This window comes from Deltaproteobacteria bacterium (genome assembly GCA_016874775.1).
Taxonomy (GTDB): domain Bacteria; phylum Desulfobacterota; class Binatia; order Bin18; family Bin18; genus VGTJ01.
This window is the reverse complement of record VGTJ01000052.1, coordinates 1-18098: the sequence shown is the minus strand read 5'-3', so window position 1 is coordinate 18098 and position 18098 is coordinate 1. Positions and strand designations below refer to the sequence as shown.

At 52.3% G+C, this 18098-nt stretch carries 18 protein-coding genes and 1 riboswitch; of the genes, 3 read left to right on the top strand and 15 right to left on the bottom strand.

Annotated elements, in window-relative coordinates:
- Positions 1–7: 7 nt before the first annotated feature.
- The 10 genes from FJ147_10980 to FJ147_10935 all read right to left on the bottom strand — a co-directional run bounded on the left by FJ147_10980 (position 8) and on the right by FJ147_10935 (position 10059).
- Positions 8–727 carry an FAD-dependent oxidoreductase gene (locus FJ147_10980; GenBank protein MBM4256412.1) on the bottom strand — a complete coding sequence of 240 codons (720 nt, stop codon included), beginning with the start codon at positions 725–727 and terminating at the stop codon, positions 8–10.
- Position 728: 1 nt separating this feature from the next.
- A complete protein-coding gene (locus FJ147_10975) occupies positions 729–1088 on the bottom strand; it encodes a 2Fe-2S iron-sulfur cluster binding domain-containing protein (GenBank protein MBM4256411.1) in 360 nt (119 codons plus the stop codon).
- 151 nt (positions 1089–1239) lie between these two features.
- Positions 1240–2298: an iron-sulfur cluster carrier protein ApbC gene (gene apbC, locus FJ147_10970; GenBank protein MBM4256410.1), complete on the bottom strand. Its 1059-nt coding sequence runs from the start codon at positions 2296–2298 to the stop codon at positions 1240–1242.
- A gap of 9 nt (positions 2299–2307) precedes the next feature.
- Complete coding sequence (locus FJ147_10965) at positions 2308–2625, bottom strand: DUF971 domain-containing protein (protein ID MBM4256409.1); 318 nt, start codon at positions 2623–2625, stop codon at positions 2308–2310.
- 52 nt (positions 2626–2677) lie between these two features.
- Complete coding sequence (locus FJ147_10960) at positions 2678–3724, bottom strand: Mrp/NBP35 family ATP-binding protein (protein MBM4256408.1); 1047 nt, start codon at positions 3722–3724, stop codon at positions 2678–2680.
- 114 nt (positions 3725–3838) lie between these two features.
- Entirely contained in the window at positions 3839–5062 is a 1224-nt protein-coding gene (locus FJ147_10955; protein ID MBM4256407.1) for an IscS subfamily cysteine desulfurase, read from the bottom strand.
- Between the two features lie 57 nt (positions 5063–5119).
- Complete coding sequence (locus FJ147_10950) at positions 5120–5956, bottom strand: heme ABC transporter ATP-binding protein (GenBank protein ID MBM4256406.1); 837 nt, start codon at positions 5954–5956, stop codon at positions 5120–5122.
- A complete protein-coding gene (locus tag FJ147_10945) occupies positions 5953–6984 on the bottom strand; it encodes an iron ABC transporter permease (GenBank protein MBM4256405.1) in 1032 nt (343 codons plus the stop codon). Before FJ147_10945 ends, FJ147_10950 begins: the two co-directional genes overlap by 4 nt.
- A 115-nt stretch (positions 6985–7099) precedes the next feature.
- A complete protein-coding gene (locus FJ147_10940) occupies positions 7100–7945 on the bottom strand; it encodes a hypothetical protein (protein MBM4256404.1) in 846 nt (281 codons plus the stop codon).
- Between the two features lie 182 nt (positions 7946–8127).
- Positions 8128–10059 carry a TonB-dependent receptor gene (locus FJ147_10935; protein MBM4256403.1) on the bottom strand — a complete coding sequence of 644 codons (1932 nt, stop codon included), beginning with the start codon at positions 10057–10059 and terminating at the stop codon, positions 8128–8130.
- Positions 10060–10140: 81 nt separating this feature from the next.
- Positions 10141–10322, bottom strand: a riboswitch (cobalamin riboswitch).
- Between the two features lie 112 nt (positions 10323–10434).
- On the opposite strand from FJ147_10935, the gene FJ147_10930 reads away from it, so the two are divergent.
- Complete coding sequence (locus FJ147_10930; GenBank protein ID MBM4256402.1) at positions 10435–11019, top strand: hypothetical protein; 585 nt, start codon at positions 10435–10437, stop codon at positions 11017–11019.
- A gap of 181 nt (positions 11020–11200) precedes the next feature.
- On the opposite strand, the gene FJ147_10925 is transcribed toward FJ147_10930, so the two are convergent.
- Together FJ147_10925 and FJ147_10920 are read right to left on the bottom strand one after the other, a co-directional pair.
- Positions 11201–11713, bottom strand: a complete 513-nt coding sequence (locus tag FJ147_10925; protein MBM4256401.1) for a tetratricopeptide repeat protein — start codon at positions 11711–11713, stop codon at positions 11201–11203.
- A complete protein-coding gene (locus tag FJ147_10920; protein ID MBM4256400.1) occupies positions 11643–12239 on the bottom strand; it encodes a hypothetical protein in 597 nt (198 codons plus the stop codon). Before FJ147_10920 ends, FJ147_10925 begins: the two co-directional genes overlap by 71 nt.
- A gap of 66 nt (positions 12240–12305) precedes the next feature.
- On the opposite strand from FJ147_10920, the gene asnS reads away from it, so the two are divergent.
- Entirely contained in the window at positions 12306–13601 is a 1296-nt protein-coding gene (asnS, locus tag FJ147_10915) for an asparagine--tRNA ligase (GenBank protein MBM4256399.1), read from the top strand.
- Between the two features lie 65 nt (positions 13602–13666).
- A complete protein-coding gene (locus FJ147_10910; GenBank protein MBM4256398.1) occupies positions 13667–14125 on the top strand; it encodes a DUF3237 domain-containing protein in 459 nt (152 codons plus the stop codon).
- A gap of 40 nt (positions 14126–14165) precedes the next feature.
- On the opposite strand, the gene lpxC is transcribed toward FJ147_10910, so the two are convergent.
- The 3 genes from lpxC to FJ147_10895 are packed head-to-tail and all read right to left on the bottom strand — an operon-like array spanning position 14166 to position 17971.
- Positions 14166–15437 (bottom strand): UDP-3-O-[3-hydroxymyristoyl] N-acetylglucosamine deacetylase, encoded by a 1272-nt coding sequence (gene lpxC, locus FJ147_10905; GenBank protein ID MBM4256397.1) that lies wholly within the window; start codon positions 15435–15437, stop codon positions 14166–14168.
- Positions 15409–17745 (bottom strand): PAS domain-containing protein, encoded by a 2337-nt coding sequence (locus FJ147_10900; GenBank protein MBM4256396.1) that lies wholly within the window; start codon positions 17743–17745, stop codon positions 15409–15411. Before FJ147_10900 ends, lpxC begins: the two co-directional genes overlap by 29 nt.
- A 13-nt stretch (positions 17746–17758) precedes the next feature.
- Positions 17759–17971 carry a DUF2905 domain-containing protein gene (locus FJ147_10895; GenBank protein ID MBM4256395.1) on the bottom strand — a complete coding sequence of 71 codons (213 nt, stop codon included), beginning with the start codon at positions 17969–17971 and terminating at the stop codon, positions 17759–17761.
- Between the last annotated feature and the right edge of the window lie 127 nt (positions 17972–18098).

Genomic DNA, 18098 nt, shown 5'->3' with positions numbered 1-18098 from the left:
CAGGGACTCACCACTTCTCATACACAACCGCTCGTCGTTGATAGCCAGCGCCACGAAGCAAGTCACGCAGTTGTGTAACCTGTGAACCAACCCCACAAATGTAAAAGTGTCGACTGCGATCCTCGTCTCGTTTTACGTATTGGTCCTCAACGTACTCCAGTAACGATCCTTGCACCGTAGATAATCTGTCGGATGTATATCCCCCAAGCAATTCGAGTGAAAACTGCACATGTTGCTGCGTCCAGGCCTCAAGTTCAGTTCGATATAACAGCTCGTATTCACGGGCAACGTGGTACAGCAATCGCACCGCAAACTGCGAGTGAGACTTTAATGCGCGGTGAATCATGGGGCGAATCGGCACAATCCCAATCCCATCAGCAAGAAAAATACATTCCGCCGATGGAGCCTGGCCAAGAACAAACGTGCCCCACGGCCCCGTAAAGGTCACAGAGTCACCGGCGCCAAGAGAAAACAGATAGTGAGACCCCTGCCCCTCGGGAACGAGGTTGAAGCAAATTTCTAGCGGGCCACGATCTTCTGGATTCGAAGCGATAGAGTACGGTCTCGTAAGAATCTTGCCAGCAACAGGCAACTGCAACGAGAGGAATTGTCCAGGGATAAAGTTGAGTCGCTGATCATTGGGGAAACGAAGGAAAAGTGAGCGAGTGTCAGAGTTATGCTCAACAATACGATCAATGATCGCTTCGGACACCTGACGTGAGTCCACCTTACCCTACCTGCTGATTAATCGTGTAACGCGGCACCAGGATAGTGACTTCGCCGTCCTTCTCAAATACCGCTTGGCAACCAAGCCGTGAGGTGGGAGTCAATCCTGGAGCACGATCTAAAAGATCATCCTCAGCTTCCTCATTCTCAGAGAGATTCGTCATGCCACTTTTCACAATCACGTGGCACGTTGTGCAAGCGCAATTCCCACCACACGCATGCTCAAGGGAGATCTCATGTCCAAGCATGATATCAAGGATCGACCCTGGCTGTCCGTCATGTTGAAACGGCGCCTTGTCCAGGTCGAACTCGATCACTTTCTCCGGGTCACCGGTTTCGTATGTCACTCGTAGTTTAGCCATGACTAAAAAAGTAGTCAGGAAAGGCAAATAGTGAAGAGTTAAGAATGAAGAGTTCAGAGTGTGAAAGAAATAAGATGATTTTGACTGTCCTCTATAATGCTTCACTCTTCACTCTCTTAATTACTTTTGTCCAGGGTTCACCATTTTTTCACTAGTGCACCACAAGCTGCCGTCGCGCACGTTCTTCCAGGCGTTGCGTCACGTGCTTCGCGATCTCACGGAAGGCTTTGCTTTGCGGGTGCTGAGGATTGGCAACGACGATCGGGGCCCCTTGGTCACCATCGACACGAATTTCACGCACCAGGGGAATTTCCCCCAGAAACGGCACCTTGAATTGCTGGGCCATCTTCGCTCCACCACCGTGACTGAAAATCTCAGCGCGATGGCCACAATGACTACAGACGTGATAGCTCATGTTCTCGATCACACCGATCACCGGAACATGAACATCTTCAAACATCTTCACGCCACGCCGCACATCGAGTAACGCCACATCTTGCGGGGTTGTCACGATCACTCCGCCAGAAAGGGCAGCCTTCTGCGTGAGAGTCAGTTGCGCATCACCAGTACCAGGCGGAAGGTCAATCACCAGTACGTCAAGGTCTCCCCAATCAACATTACGCACGAACTCGGTGAGCAATTTATCGATCATCGGGCCGCGCCAAATGATCGCTTGTCCGTCAGGAACTAACATCCCGACCGACATCACTTTGAGATTGTGCTTCGTCACTGGGACCATGCGCTTCTCTTCAGTTGTTGTGGGTTTCTCAGTAATACCCAACATGAGCGGCACACTCGGCCCATAGATGTCAGCATCCATCAACCCAACCCGTTGTCCATTCGCCGACAAGGCCAAGGCAAGATTGACAGCCACCGTGGATTTGCCGACGCCCCCCTTCCCACTCGCAACCGCGACAATGTGGCGAATACCGGGGATCTCTGGCTTCGGTGCCGCGGGCATTTGTACGGGAGCCGGTTTCTCGAACGTCACTTCGACCGGAACTTTCACAAACGGCGATAATGCTTCGACCACACCCTGTCGTAGTTGGGCAAAGACGCTTTGACTATCAGTCGAGGGCGCCAGATGCACGGTGACATTCACGCCACCAATCTCAATATCTTTGACAATCCCGAAATCCACGATATCGCGGCTAAACCCTGGGTATTTGACGCGTTTCAAGACTTCGAGCAATTCCTGCGGTGTTGGCATAACCGGCCGTTATCCTTTCGCCTGTTCTTGGCTGAGCGTCTCATGCTGCTCACTCAGCGTGCGCAAGTATTCAAAGGTATAGATCCCCGTGTCATGGCCATCTGTCCAACGTGGAGTAATTGCATAGTTGCCGACGGCACTGATGCTTTCAAGCTGAGGATTCTCAACGGGAATGAAGTTTCGCGTTCCCCCATGCCCCTGGCACACAGCACAGGGGCACCACCCACGCAGGTAGGTAAACGAATATTCACTCAGGAGGTCGTCATCCCACAGGATGCGTAACGACTTCTCTTCCATGACTGGAATTATCAATGCCGGATGCGGCATAAGCTCTCCACGTTATGGCCTCGGATTCAATAGGGCAAAAGTCTAACGCTGTTCAGTGCAATGTCTTCGGGCTTGCCTGCATCACCCGATTGGCAATTGTATGAAAAGCTCGCGATACTGCATGATCAGGAGACTGCAGAACCATCGGTTTCCCTTCATCACCACCGGTGCGAATTTCTTCGACAATGGGAATCTCACCAAGAACTTCAAGACCGGTCTTTTTCACACCGCCGTGGCCGAAGATCTCTTCGCGTTCTCCGCAGTGTGGGCAGAGGTAGTAGCTCATATTCTCGACAATGCCAATGATCGGCACATGCACTTGCTTGAACATGGCAATCCCGCGATTAACATCCAACAACGCCACATCTTGCGGAGTGCTGACAATCACCCCCCCATTCAACGGAATCTCTTGCGCAAGGGTCAATACCGCATCGCCAGTTCCTGGAGGAAGATCGACAACCAAATAATCCAAGTCACCCCAGATCACGTCACGGAGAAACTGGCGAATAATACCCATGACAATCGGACCACGCCAAATGACCGGTGATTGATCATCAAGGAAGAATCCCATCGAGATTAAGCTGATACCATATTTCTCAACTGGGTAAATTTTCTTGTCGTCCCCAGCACGCGGCGTCGCTTCACTTCCCATCATCAAGGGAATACTCGGACCATAGACATCAGCATCCAATACACCAACTCTATTGCCTAAAGCTTTCAAGGCTAATGCAAGATTGACTGAGACAGTCGATTTGCCAACGCCTCCTTTACCACTGGCAACGGCAATGACTTTGCCAACACCAGGCAACGGACTTTTTGCCGGAGCAGCAACGGGTCTCTGTTGGCCACCACCAAGACGACGACGCCCATCATGAACCACCACGTGCTCTACACCAGGCAAAGCCGAGAGCGCGGCGGTTATCTTCCCACCCAGATGTTGTAACACTTGATCGCTGGCACTCGACGGACGGAAATGAACCACGACATCACTGCCGTGCAGGCCGATTTCACTGACCAATCCTAATGTAACGATATCGTGTCGCGATCCGGGATAAGCAATTTTCTGTAAATGCGTACGGACTTCTTGTTCGGTTGGCATGAAAAACTCGCGGTCAAAGCATGTCGGAAGAATATGGGAGTTCTCTATCACGTAACACGCAACACGTAATAGGTGGGATACATGTTGCGTGTTACGTATTGCGTGCTCAGGAATCTAGGCGTGTTTCCATTGCACCTTCTTAAGATCGATACCGTCTTTGGCCATCTCGTAGAGGGGCGACATATCTCTGAGACGCTGCACAACTTCTACCACACGTTTCACGACATAATCGACATCCTCGTCAGTATTGAAGCGTCCGAGTCCGAACCGAATAGAAGTGTGAGCGAGGTCGTCGCCAACTCCAAGGGCTTTAAGCACATACGAAGGTTCGAGTGTTGCTGAGGTACAGGCTGAACCAGAAGACAAAGCAATGTCTTTGTTCACTCCCATTAGGAAGGATTCACCTTCGACATAGGAAAAGCTGAGATTGAGGTTTCCAGGAATACGCTCGGTAGGATGGCCGTTGAGAAATACGTCTTCCAGTTGACTGGTTAGCCCGTTGTAGAGTTTGGTGCGCAAAGCGATGAGCTTCGCCGCCTCTGCTTCCAACTCTTGTCCACACAGCTCACAGGCCTTACCAAAACCAACGATGCCAGAAACGTTGAGTGTACCGGAACGCATACCACGCTCGTGACCACCCCCATCCATTTGTGGCGTCAAGCGAACGCGTGGGCCTTTTGAACGAACGTACAGCGCACCGCACCCTTTAGGCCCATACATTTTATGCGCACTCATGGAGAGCAGGTCTATCCCATCCTGATCGACATTGACCGGCACTTTCCCGACTCCTTGGGTCGCATCGCAATGGAAGAGCACGCCCTTCTCTTTGGCGAGTTTGCCGAGCTCACGAATGGGATGGACCGTGCCAATCTCGTTGTTGGCATACATGATCGAAATCAGGACGGTCTTGTCGGTAATCGCATCCTTCACTGCATCAACATCGACTTGTCCGTATTTATCAACCGGGAGGTAGGTCACGGTTGCTTTGCCGGCGCGCTCTAAGGCTTTGCAGGTATCGAGAATCGCTTTGTGTTCAGTCACACAGGTGATGACGTGGTTGCCTTTATCTTTATAGAACTCAACGACGCCTTTTACGGCTAAATTGTCAGACTCGGTCGCGCCACTAGTGAAAATAATCTCTTTACCTTTGGCACCGATGAGCTTACCAATCTGCTCACGGGCTTGTTCGACAGCTTCTTCTGCAGCCCATCCGTACGGATGACTGCGACTGGCAGCGTTACCAAACTGCTCGCGAAAATAGGGCAACATCGCGTTCAACACCCGTTCATCCATTGGGGTCGTCGCCTGGTTGTCCATATAAATAACCCGCTGCGCCATATATTTTCTCCTCAAGTTGTGGTGCTGTCGCAATGTAGACTCTTAAGGTCTACTTTGTCAACGACGGTGCACTTCGCCCTGTTGCAAGCGTCGCCGATGCTCTTCATCAAGTGGCAGAATATGTACCTTGCCGGAGATGTCGTTCAGGCCAATATACACTTCAGTGTCATACACCGCCTTGATATTCGCGTAGGTCAAGACTTGCTCAGGGGTTCCATCTGCAAAAATTTTTCCTGACTTAAGCAACGCGAGGCGGTCGCAATACAGCGCCGCAAGGTTGAGGTCATGTATAATCGCAATGACGGTTAGCCCCTGTTCGCGACTTAAGCGCTTCAGCAAGTCATAAACTTCAACCTGGTGCTTAATATCCAGAAACGCGGTTGGTTCATCAAGCAGCAGTAATTGTGGTTCTTGGGTTAACGCACGGGCAAGAACAACTCGCTGCCGTTCGCCACCACTTAATTCGTGAATCTCTCGCGTCGCCAGCATGCTCACTCCCGTTTGTTCCATCGCATGCTGAGCAATGGCGAGATCGTGCGCCTGCTCAAAACCAAAGCGCTTCAAGTACGGCGAACGCCCCATCAGCACAACTTCAAGCACGGAGAACGGCAACTCAATGCGTGATTCTTGCGGCACCACTGCAATCTGTCGTGCTAAGACTTCGCGCTCATAGGTTTGCAGACTCTGGTCAGCAAAAAGGATCTGCCCACTTCGTGGTTTGGTCACTCCACTGATAAGGCGCAACAGCGTTGATTTCCCAGAGCCGTTCGGGCCAAGCAAGCCAAAGATTTCACCAGGAGTGACCCGCAACGAGACGGACGAGAGTGCCTCAATTTTCCCATAGGCAAAACTGACTGCCTCGCAACGCAGCACAGGCGGCAAGGTTTCACTCATTGAGCGAACACCTTTCGTCCTTCTTTACGCAGGAGGTAAAGGAAGAAAGGACCACCACACATCGCCGTCACGACACCAACAGGGAGTTCACTGGGACTCGCAACTGTCCGCGCCAGGGTATCCGCCCACACCAAGAAAAGAGCCCCCCCAAACACTGAGGCTGGAAGTAATAATCGATGATCAGCCCCGAACATCAAGCGTAACAAATGGGGGACAATCAAACCGACAAATCCAATCATCCCGCTCACGGCAACAATCGCTCCCACCAGTAGCGATGCGGCCAGGAAAATGCCGCGCCTGAGCGCTTCGATGTCCACACCGAGTTGTAACGCACTCTCTTCTCCCAAGGTCAGAAGATTCAGCCGTCGTCCTTGCACAATCAGCCATACCACTCCGATAGATACATAAAGTGAGGTTAATCCAACCGTCACATAATCACGTGCCGCCAGACTACCCATCAACCAGAAAAGAATCGCATGGCTTTGATAAAAATCAACCAGTGAGTTCACCAGCATAATCAGTGCGCTACAGAACGCATTAAACACGACACCAGTCAGCAACAATGCATACGGTTGTAAACGTCCATGCACCAATGCTAGCCGATAGATGAGCACTGTCGTCCCCATCGCCCCAGCAAAAGCAGCAATCGAGACAAATGAGAGCTTCACGAAGTCAGGAGCATGAGTGACCAAAGCACTCGTCCCTACCAATGCGAGAATGCCACAGAGCGACGCACCACCAGACACACCAATCAGGTGTGGGCACGCAAGCGGGTTATGCAGCAACGCTTGCAACGCTGCGCCAGCAACCCCTAACGCACCACCAACGACAGCCGCCAACAACACGCGTGGCAGTCGAATACGAAAGAGAATCACTGTTTCAGGATTATCGAGTGACGGCGCGTGCCATATCTGCGCAAGACTAATGGGCTCAGCGCCAATCGCGGCACATAAAACGAGCGACAACAGCAAAGCAACGGCAAGCCCGCTGTTGACCAGGAGCCATTTCTGCTTGGTGAGATAGGACATGGGCGGGCAGTAAAACGGAAAATGGGGGAAATAACCACTCCACCTCCCTTGTGTGATACGTATTACGTGGTGCGTTTTCTACGTCCTACAACACGCACCACGCATCACGTTTTCTCTACTGAAACCGCTCTGGATGAATCAGCCGCGCAATTTCCTCGAAGCCATCAGGCAGACGTGGTCCAGGGCGGAGGACGGTAGATGATCGTGTGCCATAGACTCGCCCGTCACGAACCGCAGGCACAGTGGGAAAGTTCTTCCAGATACCAAGGTACCTAGCCTTGTCATGCTCTTCAGAACCCATTGAACCATCGATAATCACTTCTGGTTGTCTCGCTACCGCAACTTCCAGACTAAAGCGCGTCCAGGGCTGATTTGCCTCAGCAGCGATGTTGATGCCATGTGCTTGCGAAATCAGTTCATCGAGAAAGATTCGGCTACCAACCGCAATCAGTGGCTCCTGGCCGACCACCATTAACACCCGCCGTCGCGGTACCCCGACCAAACGAGTCCGTATTGCCTCCATACGCTCGTCCATCTCACGGAGGAGCGCTTCTCCTCGTCCAACACGGCCAGCTTCTTGCGCGATCGTGCGTATCGAGGCACGAATTTGCTCAATGGTATCGACTTCGACAATTTCTACACGAATGCCAAGCTGCCGCAGTGTCGCAATCGCTTCGGGGTTATTCGGGGGAACACCAATCACGACATCGGGCCTTTTCGCTACAATCGCTTCAACGTTCGGTGCACTGTACGAACCAACGCGATCGATCTTTGCAACGTCGTGTGGAAAATCACAGAAGGTGCAAATACCAATAACTTCTGCCTGCGCACCAATAGCAAAGAGAGTTTCTGTCACTGACGGGGCGAGCGACACAATACGGCGAGAGACATTCTGCTTCTGTTGATCACTAGAAGTGCAGGAAGCAAGAAGCAGAAGAATAAGAAAGGGGCTCATTCGCATAGAGTCAACCTAACTGAGACGCTCCGTACAGTGCCCCGCACGCCCTTCGACTTCGCTACGCTACGCTCAGGACGAGCGGTGTTAGTTTCCGGTCGTGCGGAGTGTAACCCGCAGGGTGAAGTCGAAGCATGAACGGCGATTCCAACGAATAATTTGCGAACACGTATCTGGTTCATTATTCCTCAAAACGTCACCCGCACGCCCGCAATATAATTGAGCGGAGGCGAGCGAAAGCCCAGCACTTCTTGATAGTTGCGATCGAACAGATTCTCAACTCTCGTATACACGCTCAGCCGTATGTTCGCGAAGAAGCGCGGTACAAACGAATAAGACGCGGCAAAATTCGTTCGCGCAAACATAGGATTCTTACGCGGTCCGCGCGCTGGGTCGAGATCATCCCGTTCACCCACGACATTCACGTTCAGATGTAAGTTGAGCAGGTCGTCACTCCAAGACAGTCCTTGTCGTTCATAGTTGATACCTACAGAGCCATGCTTCGTAGGTCGGCGCAGCAACCTCCCATCCTGAGTATCAAAGTCGAGAAAAGTGAAATTGCCACTGAGTGTCAATCCAGGGAACACGCGTAACACAGGAATGACTTCTACCCCTTGGATATCGACCCTCCCTTTGTTTTGCGCCAGGAAAATAAAATTTGCAGGATCGACTAAAGCGCCTTCGACTAATCCCTTGACGCGACGGTTGAAGTACACTGCCTCTAGTGAAAAACGTTGTCCCCACAGGGTCTGTTCAAATCCGGCATTCCACTCACTGCTTCGTTCAGCATCAAGACGTGGATTACCAAAATTTGGAAAAAACAGCTCATTGAAATTGGGGGCACGAAAACCGCCAGCAAACCCACCTTTCAGTTTCGTTCCCGTTTGTGGAAATACATAGGCGATTGACCCGGCTGGAGTAATGTGGGTGCCAAAATCTTCGTTATCATCGACACGAAAACCACCGGTGATAAACAACCGTTCATTGAGTAACCGCAGTTGTTCTTGCACGTAATAGGCGAAATTGCGGCGGCTCTTCTTCGTATCGTAGTTTGAGCGAAAGTTATCAAAGTTGGACTGCACATCAGCTTTTCTTTCCTCAAACTCGAAACCGAATGTGATAACACTCAAGTGTCGCCAATAGAGATTCCCTTGGAATTCGCCAGTGAGTGTTTCTATCGGAATACGCGAAACGCCAAAACTGGAATTAAATCGGTCTGGCTCGTCAAAGAAGCGTTGATTATCGTGCACATAAGACCCAGCGACTCGATAGTCAAAAGTATCAAATGGCTGATGAGCCCACTCACCTTTCCAGAACAGGGTATTTGTTAGTTGGCGCGCGTTGAGATCTGGTACCGAAAGATAGTTCTTATTATTGAAGAGGCCGGTCTTTGCGTCCGTATAGCGAAAGAAATTGCGAAACGTGCCACGTGGCAGCAGATCGACATCAACGCGCAGATTGGTCGAAAAGTTACGATGCCCGTCATTGAAACGGCGGAAGCCGTCAGTGTCGACAGAAGACAGACCACCAGAAACACTGACGATCCCCTGTGACCCAGAGAACGAAAGTGTCTCACGGTGCGTATTGCCTTTTCCACCCTCGGTTGAGATCGTTATGGTGGGTTTCCCTTCACCTTTTTTGGTGATGATATTGATGATCCCACCAACAGCCTGTGACCCGTAGAGCGTGCCACCGCCGCCACGGAGCACTTCAATACGATCGATGTTCTCAGTCGTAAGACTGCTGAAATCAAACGCACCCAATGTGACGCTATTCACCTCTACGCCATCGATGAGCACAAGTGTATGATCAGACTCTCCACCACGAATAAAAACATTCGCGGTTGTTCCTAATGACCCGTTTTGTGCTATATCAAGCCCAGGAACGAGCCGCAGGGCTTCGAGGACTGTTGAGGCTTGTTGTTGGCGAATCTCCTCAGCAGTAATGACTGTCACCGAAGCTGCTGTTTCTGTCAGTGGCACTTCCGTGCGTGTAGCAGTAACAACGACTGGGCGGAGTTGTGTACTTTGTGACTGAACAGTCTGAGAAAGTTGAGCGCTAAGGACGGTTGGGAAACCTGACGAAAACACAAGAACCGCGACAAAAAAACTACGGCGCATAAAAACCCCAATCTTCACGGAGAAAATCAGGGCGCAGAAAAAGTCGACCACTAGCGCTCAGACCTTCCCCGCGGAAGGTATTCTGGCTATGGCCGGTCAGGCAGGTCTCCTGGCTTCGGGATCATCCTACTAGCCGCGCCTTCCCGGACTACCCAGTGGCATGAGCGGCGTTCGTCCCCCTTCACAGTTGCGGGGCAGCGGGGGAATTACACCCCCTTCCCTTTTCATCCGCCAATGGCGGAACCAAACCGGAATAACGAGTTGTCCTCATATGGAGATCGCATACACTTGTCAAGGCGGAAAGCCACGGACAAAAGGAAAACGACTTGCCGTACTCGTTTTTTCACGTCACAATGCTGCACGTAAAGGGATGCTATGCGGAATTGGCGTGCCCGATTGACTCCAGCGCAACAGAGAATCTACGACCGGAGTGTCGCCATCTCCCCCGTGCCCCTCAGCCCCACTCTCCAGCTCTTTTCGGCCACACGGGCACTCGAAGCAGCACTGCTCACCGAAGAAGAACAACACGTCCACACCCACGCGCAAACCGTAGTCAACCTTATCTGTGCTCGACTAAGCGTACGGACGATCCAAGTACACATACAAGGCGTACGCCCATCAAATCGACGCGGTGAACTGCACGGCTTGTATACCCAGTACGCTGGTGGCAGTGAGAGCGACTCGATCCAGGTGTGGATGCGCACCGCCAAACGTGGTCAGGTCGTTGCGTTTCGCACCTTCCTTCGCACGTTACTGCACGAAGTGTGTCATCACTTAGATTATGTCTACTTCAATCTGCGGGAGTCCTATCACACCGAGGGATTCTTCCAGCGCGAATCTAGCCTGTTCTACGCAGTGACTCGCCAACCAGCAACAGAAGCAACCGACCGACCACCAGCACAATCCCTGTCGTCTATGGTAGAAGCGATATTGGCGAATCGTCAGCAGACAGGGAAGTGAACCTCAATCGAAGCACACAAGATTGGAACAAGTACTGAGTAAAATCCCCCCGCGCGTCGCGCGGCTCCCTTTCACAAAGGGGGCATTTGGGTTCCCTCCTTTATCAAAGGAGGGGCAGGGAGGATTTCATGCAAGGTCAGTAAAGGTGAGAATGTTACATGGCCTGTAGCCACCAGTCTCTCTATTCCCTTTCCCACGAATCAGCTCGCCCTGCTTGTTGTCCTTGTAACTCAGACAATCGCTCCCGTGCCCCAGGATAGTCAGGGTCGTAGCGAAGCGTTTCCCGATACTCTTCAATCGCCTCGCGCGTATCTCCTAAATCGGCATAAACATCCGCCAGCTCAGCATGGGCACGTGGGCTTTGTGGGCACATACGTAATCCACGCTGATAGAGCGCAATCTTACGGTCTGGATCATCGGTATTTTTTGCCCGAACAAAGATCGGGCGAGCTTGTCGACACGCCTGCTCATCGCGTTTGAGCATCTGTCGCGGTCGGGGGCCAACATCTCCTGATGCGCGCCGGGTTTCATGATTTGGCCGTAAAATCTCAGCCTGTCGCTGCAAAGTCTCGAATCGTTCGTACGATGACGGATGCGAGGAAAAAAACCCGGCATTCGCCGTCTCAGGAATTTCTTCCGCCATCCGTCGCATCACATAGGCTGCCGCTCGGATCGTATCCCGCATCGTAGGCATAACGCAGTCCCACCGTATCAGACTCTCGTTCTTGATCTTGGTTATAGCGATTCAGGAACAAGCGACCAGCCAAGCCTGTCGCCATCTGTGCACCCGGAATAAAGGCCCCGGCAATGATGCTGCCGAGATTCAGTAACACGTTATTTCTGGCGCCTCGCTCCACGTGTCCTTGGGTCAAATGGGCAAACTCATGACCGAGAATCATGGCTAATTCATCATCAGATTTGACAAAGCGCAGCAACCCTTCGGCCACGATCACCTTACCGAACGTCGCTCCAGCATTCACCGACTTCTCTCCTGCCGCCAAGATCACATTCACCTTTGGCCGATTGGGAATCACCTGTAACAGGCGTCGCGAAACCCGATCAAGTTGAAGCAGCATGCGGCGGTACTCCGTCCGTTGCGCTGGTGGGAGATCGCGTAGCGCCTCCTCAAGGTCATCATTGGTATTGCGCTGCGCAAATGCGGGAGACCACGGCAACAATGAGAGACACACGAGAACGCTGATAAACCACCGTGTCATCATTTTCTCCTTTACCTTATGCTATAGTGCCTCACGAAGAAGAACACAGCAATCAGAGAGGGGACGCGTATGCCACAGTGGGTATATGTGAATGAGATCGGTAAACACGAAGGACAAGACGTCACGCTAAAGGGCTGGCTCTATAACAAACGGCCCAGTGGTAAGCTACATTTTCTCCAACTTCGCGATGGTACTGGGACCATTCAGTGTGTGGTCTTCAAGGGAGATGTCAGCCCGGAAGTCTTTCAACTGGCAGACCACCTCGCGCAGGAGTCGTCGTTGACTGTAACAGGGACCGTGCGCGCCGATAAACGCTCTCCCCTGGGTTTTGAGTTATCAGTCAAAGAGTTGCAGCTCCTACAAGAAGCGCATGATTATCCGATCACGCCAAAAGAACATGGCATTGCGTTCTTACTGGACCATCGCCATCTATGGCTGCGCTCATCACGTCAGCATGCACTCCTGCGCGTCCGCAGCGAAATCATCAAAGCCTGTCGCGATTATTTCGATAACAACGGGTTTACGCTCCTCGATGCGCCGATCTTTACGCCCACAGCCTGCGAAGGGACAACAACCCTTTTCCCGGTCGATTATTTTGGTGACACCGTGTACCTCACGCAGAGTGGTCAACTGTATATGGAAGCTGGAGCGATGGCGTTCGGCAAAGTCTACTGCTTTGGTCCAACGTTTCGGGCGGAGAAATCCAAGACGCGCCGTCACCTGACCGAGTTTTGGATGATCGAACCGGAAGTCGCCTATTGTGACCTCAACGGCGACATGGACCTAGCCGAAGACTTTATCGCATATGTCGTTCAACGTGTGTTGGCCAATCGCCGCCAGGAACTCGCGGCCCTAGAACGGGATGTGACCAAGTTGGAGCAAGTCAAGAAACCTTTCCCCCGTATCAGTTATGGCGAAGCGATTGAACTCCTGCAAAAGAAAGGCATCGACATTCAATGGGGCGCGGATTTTGGCGGTGATGACGAGACCATCATTTCCGAATCGTTCGATCGGCCCGTGATGATTCATCGTTATCCGACTGAGAACAAAGCCTTCTACATGAAAGCAGACCCAGAAAATCCCAAAGTTGCGCTGTGTATGGATGTCCTCGGCCCAGAAGGCTACGGTGAAATTATTGGCGGTGGTCAACGGGAAGACGACCTCGCCGTCCTGAAACAAAAGATTCTGGCTCATGGATTGCCCGAAGAAGCGTTCTCCTGGTATCTCGATCTGCGCAAATATGGGTCTGTCCCCCATGCCGGTTTCGGGATGGGCATCGAACGCATGGTCTCATGGTTGTGCGGACTGCATCACGTACGCGAGGCAATTCCGTTTCCGCGCATGTTGGAGCGGGTGACGCCGTAAGCGATGAGTAAGGTTCTTTATCTGGGCATTATCCCTATTTTCCCAACAACAGGAAGGAGGTAGGCATGGCAACATTAGAAGCCGATTTACTGTTCAACCTCGATATGCGTATCACTGGAGGAGAGGCAGTCGGCGTTACACCAAAAGGGACGCGGGTGATCGCTTATGTGAAGGGTACATTTGAAGGGCCCGGTTTAAAGGGCACTGTAGAAAATGGTGCCGATTGGTATCTGCTACGCTCAGATGGTGTCGGTGAACTCGACGTCCGCCTGACCATGAAGACGGACGACGGTGAATATATCTATATGAACTACACTGGTATCGCCGTGATCCCACCCGAGGTGCTTGCGAAAACAGCACCTGGTCAACTCCCGAGCGGCAAGATGGATACACTGCGTACAGCAGTACGCTTCGAGACCTCGTCGAAAAAGTATGAGCGCCTCAACAAAGTGCAGGCGATTGGTATTGGGAAAGCAGATACGAGTGCAGGAACAGTCGGCTACGCCGTGTATGCATTGAAATAGCAAGAGCCGCCCTCACAAGAAGATTGGATGTGGGAGGCTCTCAGAGCTTCACCCCCTCACGAATCGCTCGCACCAAGGCGATGTTATCCGTATGCCCCGTGCAACTGGCGGTGATCTTTCCATGAATCGGGCGACCAAGCAGATAGAGGTCGCCCATTAAGTCTAAAATCTTATGGCGGACTAGCTCATCAGGGAATCGGAGTGGCGGATTGATCACTCCTTGTTCGCCAATCAAGATACAGTTATTGAGGCGCCCACCATTTGCCAATCCCATCTGCTCAAGCATCTGGATGTCTTTGACAAACCCAAACGTTCGGGCTGGGGCGATTTCCTCGCGATAACTCTGCAAGTCACGATGGATATACTGATACTCCTGACAGCCAACCGGCGTAGGGTACTTCAGTGTATAGTACACTTCAAAGCGATCGGCCGGCTCAATCTGGATAAACTTCCCTGACTGTGGATCACCGACACAATAGGCCTTATCAATGTTCACCGACTCAAGTTTCTCGGTCTGTTCAACGATCCCAGCCCCTTCAAGCAACTTGCAGAATTCAAGAGCTGACCCATCAAGGATCGGGATCTCTCCCTGCATTTTGATCAACACGTTGGTGAGGCCATACGAGTGAAGGGCGGACATGAGGTGCTCAATCGTCTGGGCAGTAACACCGTCGCGACACAAGCTCGTCGCATAGCCTGTCGAGTCAACGTGATCTACCGTCGCAGGGATCATCACATCTGGTGCAGAGATCGCACTAAAGGCGATACCACTTCCCGGCGGCAAAGGATGGAGAATAACCCCAGTGCGGACACCTGAGTGCAACCCATGTCCGTGAATGACGACACTCTGCTTGATTGTCCGTGCCCGTTGTTGCCGCTGTCGATAGGAGACAGCGTGCATTTCTTCAAGGCCAGCAGTCGGACCATTGTCCGGTAGGCTGCCACTCGTCGTCCGTCCGGTCGCGCGGTGCACCGAGCGCAAGAGTGTTTCCAGGGAGAACGGTTTCTCGATGAAATCCGCCGCACCAAGTTTGGTTGCCCGCACGGCGGTCTCGATCGTGCCGTGTCCGGACATGACAATCACCGGCAGTTCGGGCTCTTGGGCTTTCAATCGCTCCAACAACTCAATGCCATCAACCTGTGGCATCCAGATATCAAGCAGCACCAAGCGTGGGCGCTGCATCGCAACCATATCCAATACATTCGGCGTGCCATCGGTGTCGAGTACTCGATACCCCTCATCACTCAACACCCCACGCAGAGTCGAGCGAATCTTCTCCTCATCATCCACCACCAAAATGGTCTCTTCCATACCACTCTCCTTCTTCCGCTTTTCCGTTTGTGCTATTCAATACCGGCCTCGACGACACATTCGTGGTCTGGGTCCGTTGGGCTGTGCGACGCACCGGTAGCTCGATAATAAATCGGCTACCTTCTGGGTAGTTGTCACGAACACGAATAAACCCTTGATGATCAGCGACAATCGTCGCGACGATCGCTAGTCCTAAGCCCGTTCCTTCTTTCTTCGTCGAAAAATAGGGTTCAAATAGACGATCTTTCACCTCTGGTGGAATCCCGCATCCCGAATCTGTCACTTCAAATTGCACGATCCCTAAGGTTCCGAGTAACCGCGTGTGAATTATAATCTGGTGCTGTCTACCATTTGCTGCGGTATGACACGCAGCCACGGCATTATCAAGCAGGTTACGGACAATGCGTTTCATACCCTCACGGTCAAGCTCAAGCGTGGGCAACCCGTGATCAGGAGTAAAGACAAATGCGATATCTCTATGTGCCGCAGCAAAAACGGGGATCACTTCCTGAATGAGGGCATTCAGATTCTCGGGTAAATGTTCAGCAGTGGGTAGTCGTGCAAAGGTAGAAAATTCATTCACCAGTTTCTTAATCGCATCAACTTCATGCGCGATGCTATTGACGCACTCATTAAAGACATCCGCATTATTCGTGATCTGCGGTGCAAAGCGCCGGTGCAGGCGTTGTGCCGCCAGTTGAATTGGCGTCAATGGGTTCTTGATTTCATGGGCGATACGGCGCGCAACTTCACGCCAGGCCTCCATACGTTCGACACGGACAATTTGTGTGACATCTTCAAAGAAACACACGGTCCCCAGAACGTCATGCTGCTCATCTGTCAGGAGCGTTCCAGTCATCACCAAAGACAGCACTTGCCCTTCTCGCCTGAGCTTCATCTGCCCGAGGGTTTCACTACCTCTTTCACTCCTCCCGTTCGCGGAGACCGAGAGTAATTCCTTCACCATGCGACGGACTTCGGCAAAATCGGGCACTGGAAAGACCGTGAGATACTCTTGACCGATGGCTTCGTTGGCAGTCAGCCCGAGCAGGCGTTCAGCCGCAGGGTTCACGGTCGTCACCACACCGTGGCGATCGAGTGTCACTACTCCGGCAGTGATATTTGCTAACACGGTCTCCATGTGGCGGCGGCGCGACTCAAGTTCTTGGTGACTCCGTTGCAGTTCGCCGGTCATGCGATTGAAAGCAGCGACAAGAGTCCCGATCTCGTCTTCAGCTTCACCCTCGATACGATGGGTCCAATGTCCCTGGGCAACCTCACGCGTCCCGGCAGCCAGGCGTTGTAAGGGAACGGTCATCTTTTTTGCCAGGAATAATCCCAACCACACCGCAGAAAATACGGCGACCAGTGTCACCAATGACATCGTCACGATGTAGTTGGTCTTCATCGGATGCTTGAGAATTCGCAAGTGGAGGTACTCACGAAACGCATTCATGACCTGTGCACTTTGTTGGGCGATGCTGCGTGGGACAAAGTATTCAACAATGACTGCACCGACGACCTCATTGCGCACAACGATCGGAACTCCGCCCAACACCACTTCGGCTTGGGCATTTTCTGTCGAGCGGACTTCGCGCAAGCTTTCACGCCGGAACACCCGATCAAGTAATGCGGTTTCGAGCCCGCTGCGCTCCCGAGTTTGCAATTCTGCAATAGTCGTGTTCGCCAATACACTCCGCTCCGGCGACAACACCAGAACGCGCCCTACATGCAACATCTCCCGTCGCGTTTCAATGAGTTCTTGCAGGACTTGCCGCCGCTCTAGGGCAAGCAACTCGTTCTGAGCGATCTCCGTCGCTAGAGTCTGCGCTTGAGATACCGCTTCCCCACCCAACAAATCGTAAAAGGTGCTCACAACGGCGAGTGATCCCTCTAACGCTCGCTCGACTTGGTTGGTAAACATGCTTTCGAGCGAACGCGTCATCACCGCAGTCCCCACGAGGAACAACAAGATCGCCGGAAAGAGGGCAATCGCAACAAAGGCGGAAACGAGGCGAAAGCGAAGGTATGCGCCCAACAGCTTTCGTCGCCGATCGTAAAACAATTTAATGAGATTACGAGCAACCAGAAAAACGAGAAGAATAAGCAGAACGATATTCAGGTTGATGAGGAGAACGAAAACGGCGTTGCCGGCAAGATTCTGCGTATCACTCAATTGCGGCAATCGCGTCAAGGAGAAGGCTAGCAGCACAACAGCGAGAGCCGTGGCGAGAATAATCGCCGCTTCCCAATAGAGTCGCCGTCCGTGATCGTCCGGCGTGTCGTGATAGTGGTGGCGGTTCTCCACGCGGACTCTTCTCCTAACGACGCAGGAAGGCAAACAACAGCGACAACACCACGCTCACAAGAATGCTTGTGGCAATAGGAAAGTAAAAAGAAAAGTTATCGCGTTGAACAACAATGTCTCCTGGCAACCGCCCAAGCCACGGGATTTTCCCGCCGAGCACCAACAATGCCCCAACACACACCAGCAGCCCACCAGCAATAATCAAGAACTTTCCCAGTTCCGCCATGCGGGTCTCCTTAGAAAGTGTTTTTTAATTCGTATTTTCCGTCGTCACCATCCGCAGCGTGCGCCGGATACTGGCCAAGTACACCATAGCGTCACTGGAAACGGTGGTATGTTCGAAGTCCCGACAC

Bases quoted from the DNA above. Each gene is read 5' to 3' on its own strand.
- lpxC (MBM4256397.1), bottom strand. From the start codon at position 15,437: ATGGAAGAGACCATTTTGGTGGTGGATGATGAGGAGAAGATTCGCTCG.
- FJ147_10955 (MBM4256407.1), bottom strand. From the start codon at position 5,062: ATGGCGCAGCGGGTTATTTATATGGACAACCAGGCGACGACCCCAATG.
- FJ147_10940 (MBM4256404.1), bottom strand. From the start codon at position 7,945: ATGCGAATGAGCCCCTTTCTTATTCTTCTGCTTCTTGCTTCCTGCACT.
- FJ147_10895 (MBM4256395.1), bottom strand. From the start codon at position 17,971: ATGGCGGAACTGGGAAAGTTCTTGATTATTGCTGGTGGGCTGCTGGTG.
- FJ147_10965 (MBM4256409.1), bottom strand. From the start codon at position 2,625: ATGCCGCATCCGGCATTGATAATTCCAGTCATGGAAGAGAAGTCGTTA.
- FJ147_10960 (MBM4256408.1), bottom strand. From the start codon at position 3,724: ATGCCAACCGAACAAGAAGTCCGTACGCATTTACAGAAAATTGCTTAT.
- FJ147_10925 (MBM4256401.1), bottom strand. From the start codon at position 11,713: ATGCCTACGATGCGGGATACGATCCGAGCGGCAGCCTATGTGATGCGA.
- FJ147_10950 (MBM4256406.1), bottom strand. From the start codon at position 5,956: ATGAGTGAAACCTTGCCGCCTGTGCTGCGTTGCGAGGCAGTCAGTTTT.
- FJ147_10930 (MBM4256402.1), top strand. From the start codon at position 10,435: ATGCGGAATTGGCGTGCCCGATTGACTCCAGCGCAACAGAGAATCTAC.
- apbC (MBM4256410.1), bottom strand. From the start codon at position 2,298: ATGCCAACACCGCAGGAATTGCTCGAAGTCTTGAAACGCGTCAAATAC.
- FJ147_10935 (MBM4256403.1), bottom strand. From the start codon at position 10,059: ATGCGCCGTAGTTTTTTTGTCGCGGTTCTTGTGTTTTCGTCAGGTTTC.
- FJ147_10975 (MBM4256411.1), bottom strand. From the start codon at position 1,088: ATGGCTAAACTACGAGTGACATACGAAACCGGTGACCCGGAGAAAGTG.
- asnS (MBM4256399.1), top strand. From the start codon at position 12,306: ATGCCACAGTGGGTATATGTGAATGAGATCGGTAAACACGAAGGACAA.
- FJ147_10920 (MBM4256400.1), bottom strand. From the start codon at position 12,239: ATGATGACACGGTGGTTTATCAGCGTTCTCGTGTGTCTCTCATTGTTG.
- FJ147_10945 (MBM4256405.1), bottom strand. From the start codon at position 6,984: ATGTCCTATCTCACCAAGCAGAAATGGCTCCTGGTCAACAGCGGGCTT.
- FJ147_10910 (MBM4256398.1), top strand. From the start codon at position 13,667: ATGGCAACATTAGAAGCCGATTTACTGTTCAACCTCGATATGCGTATC.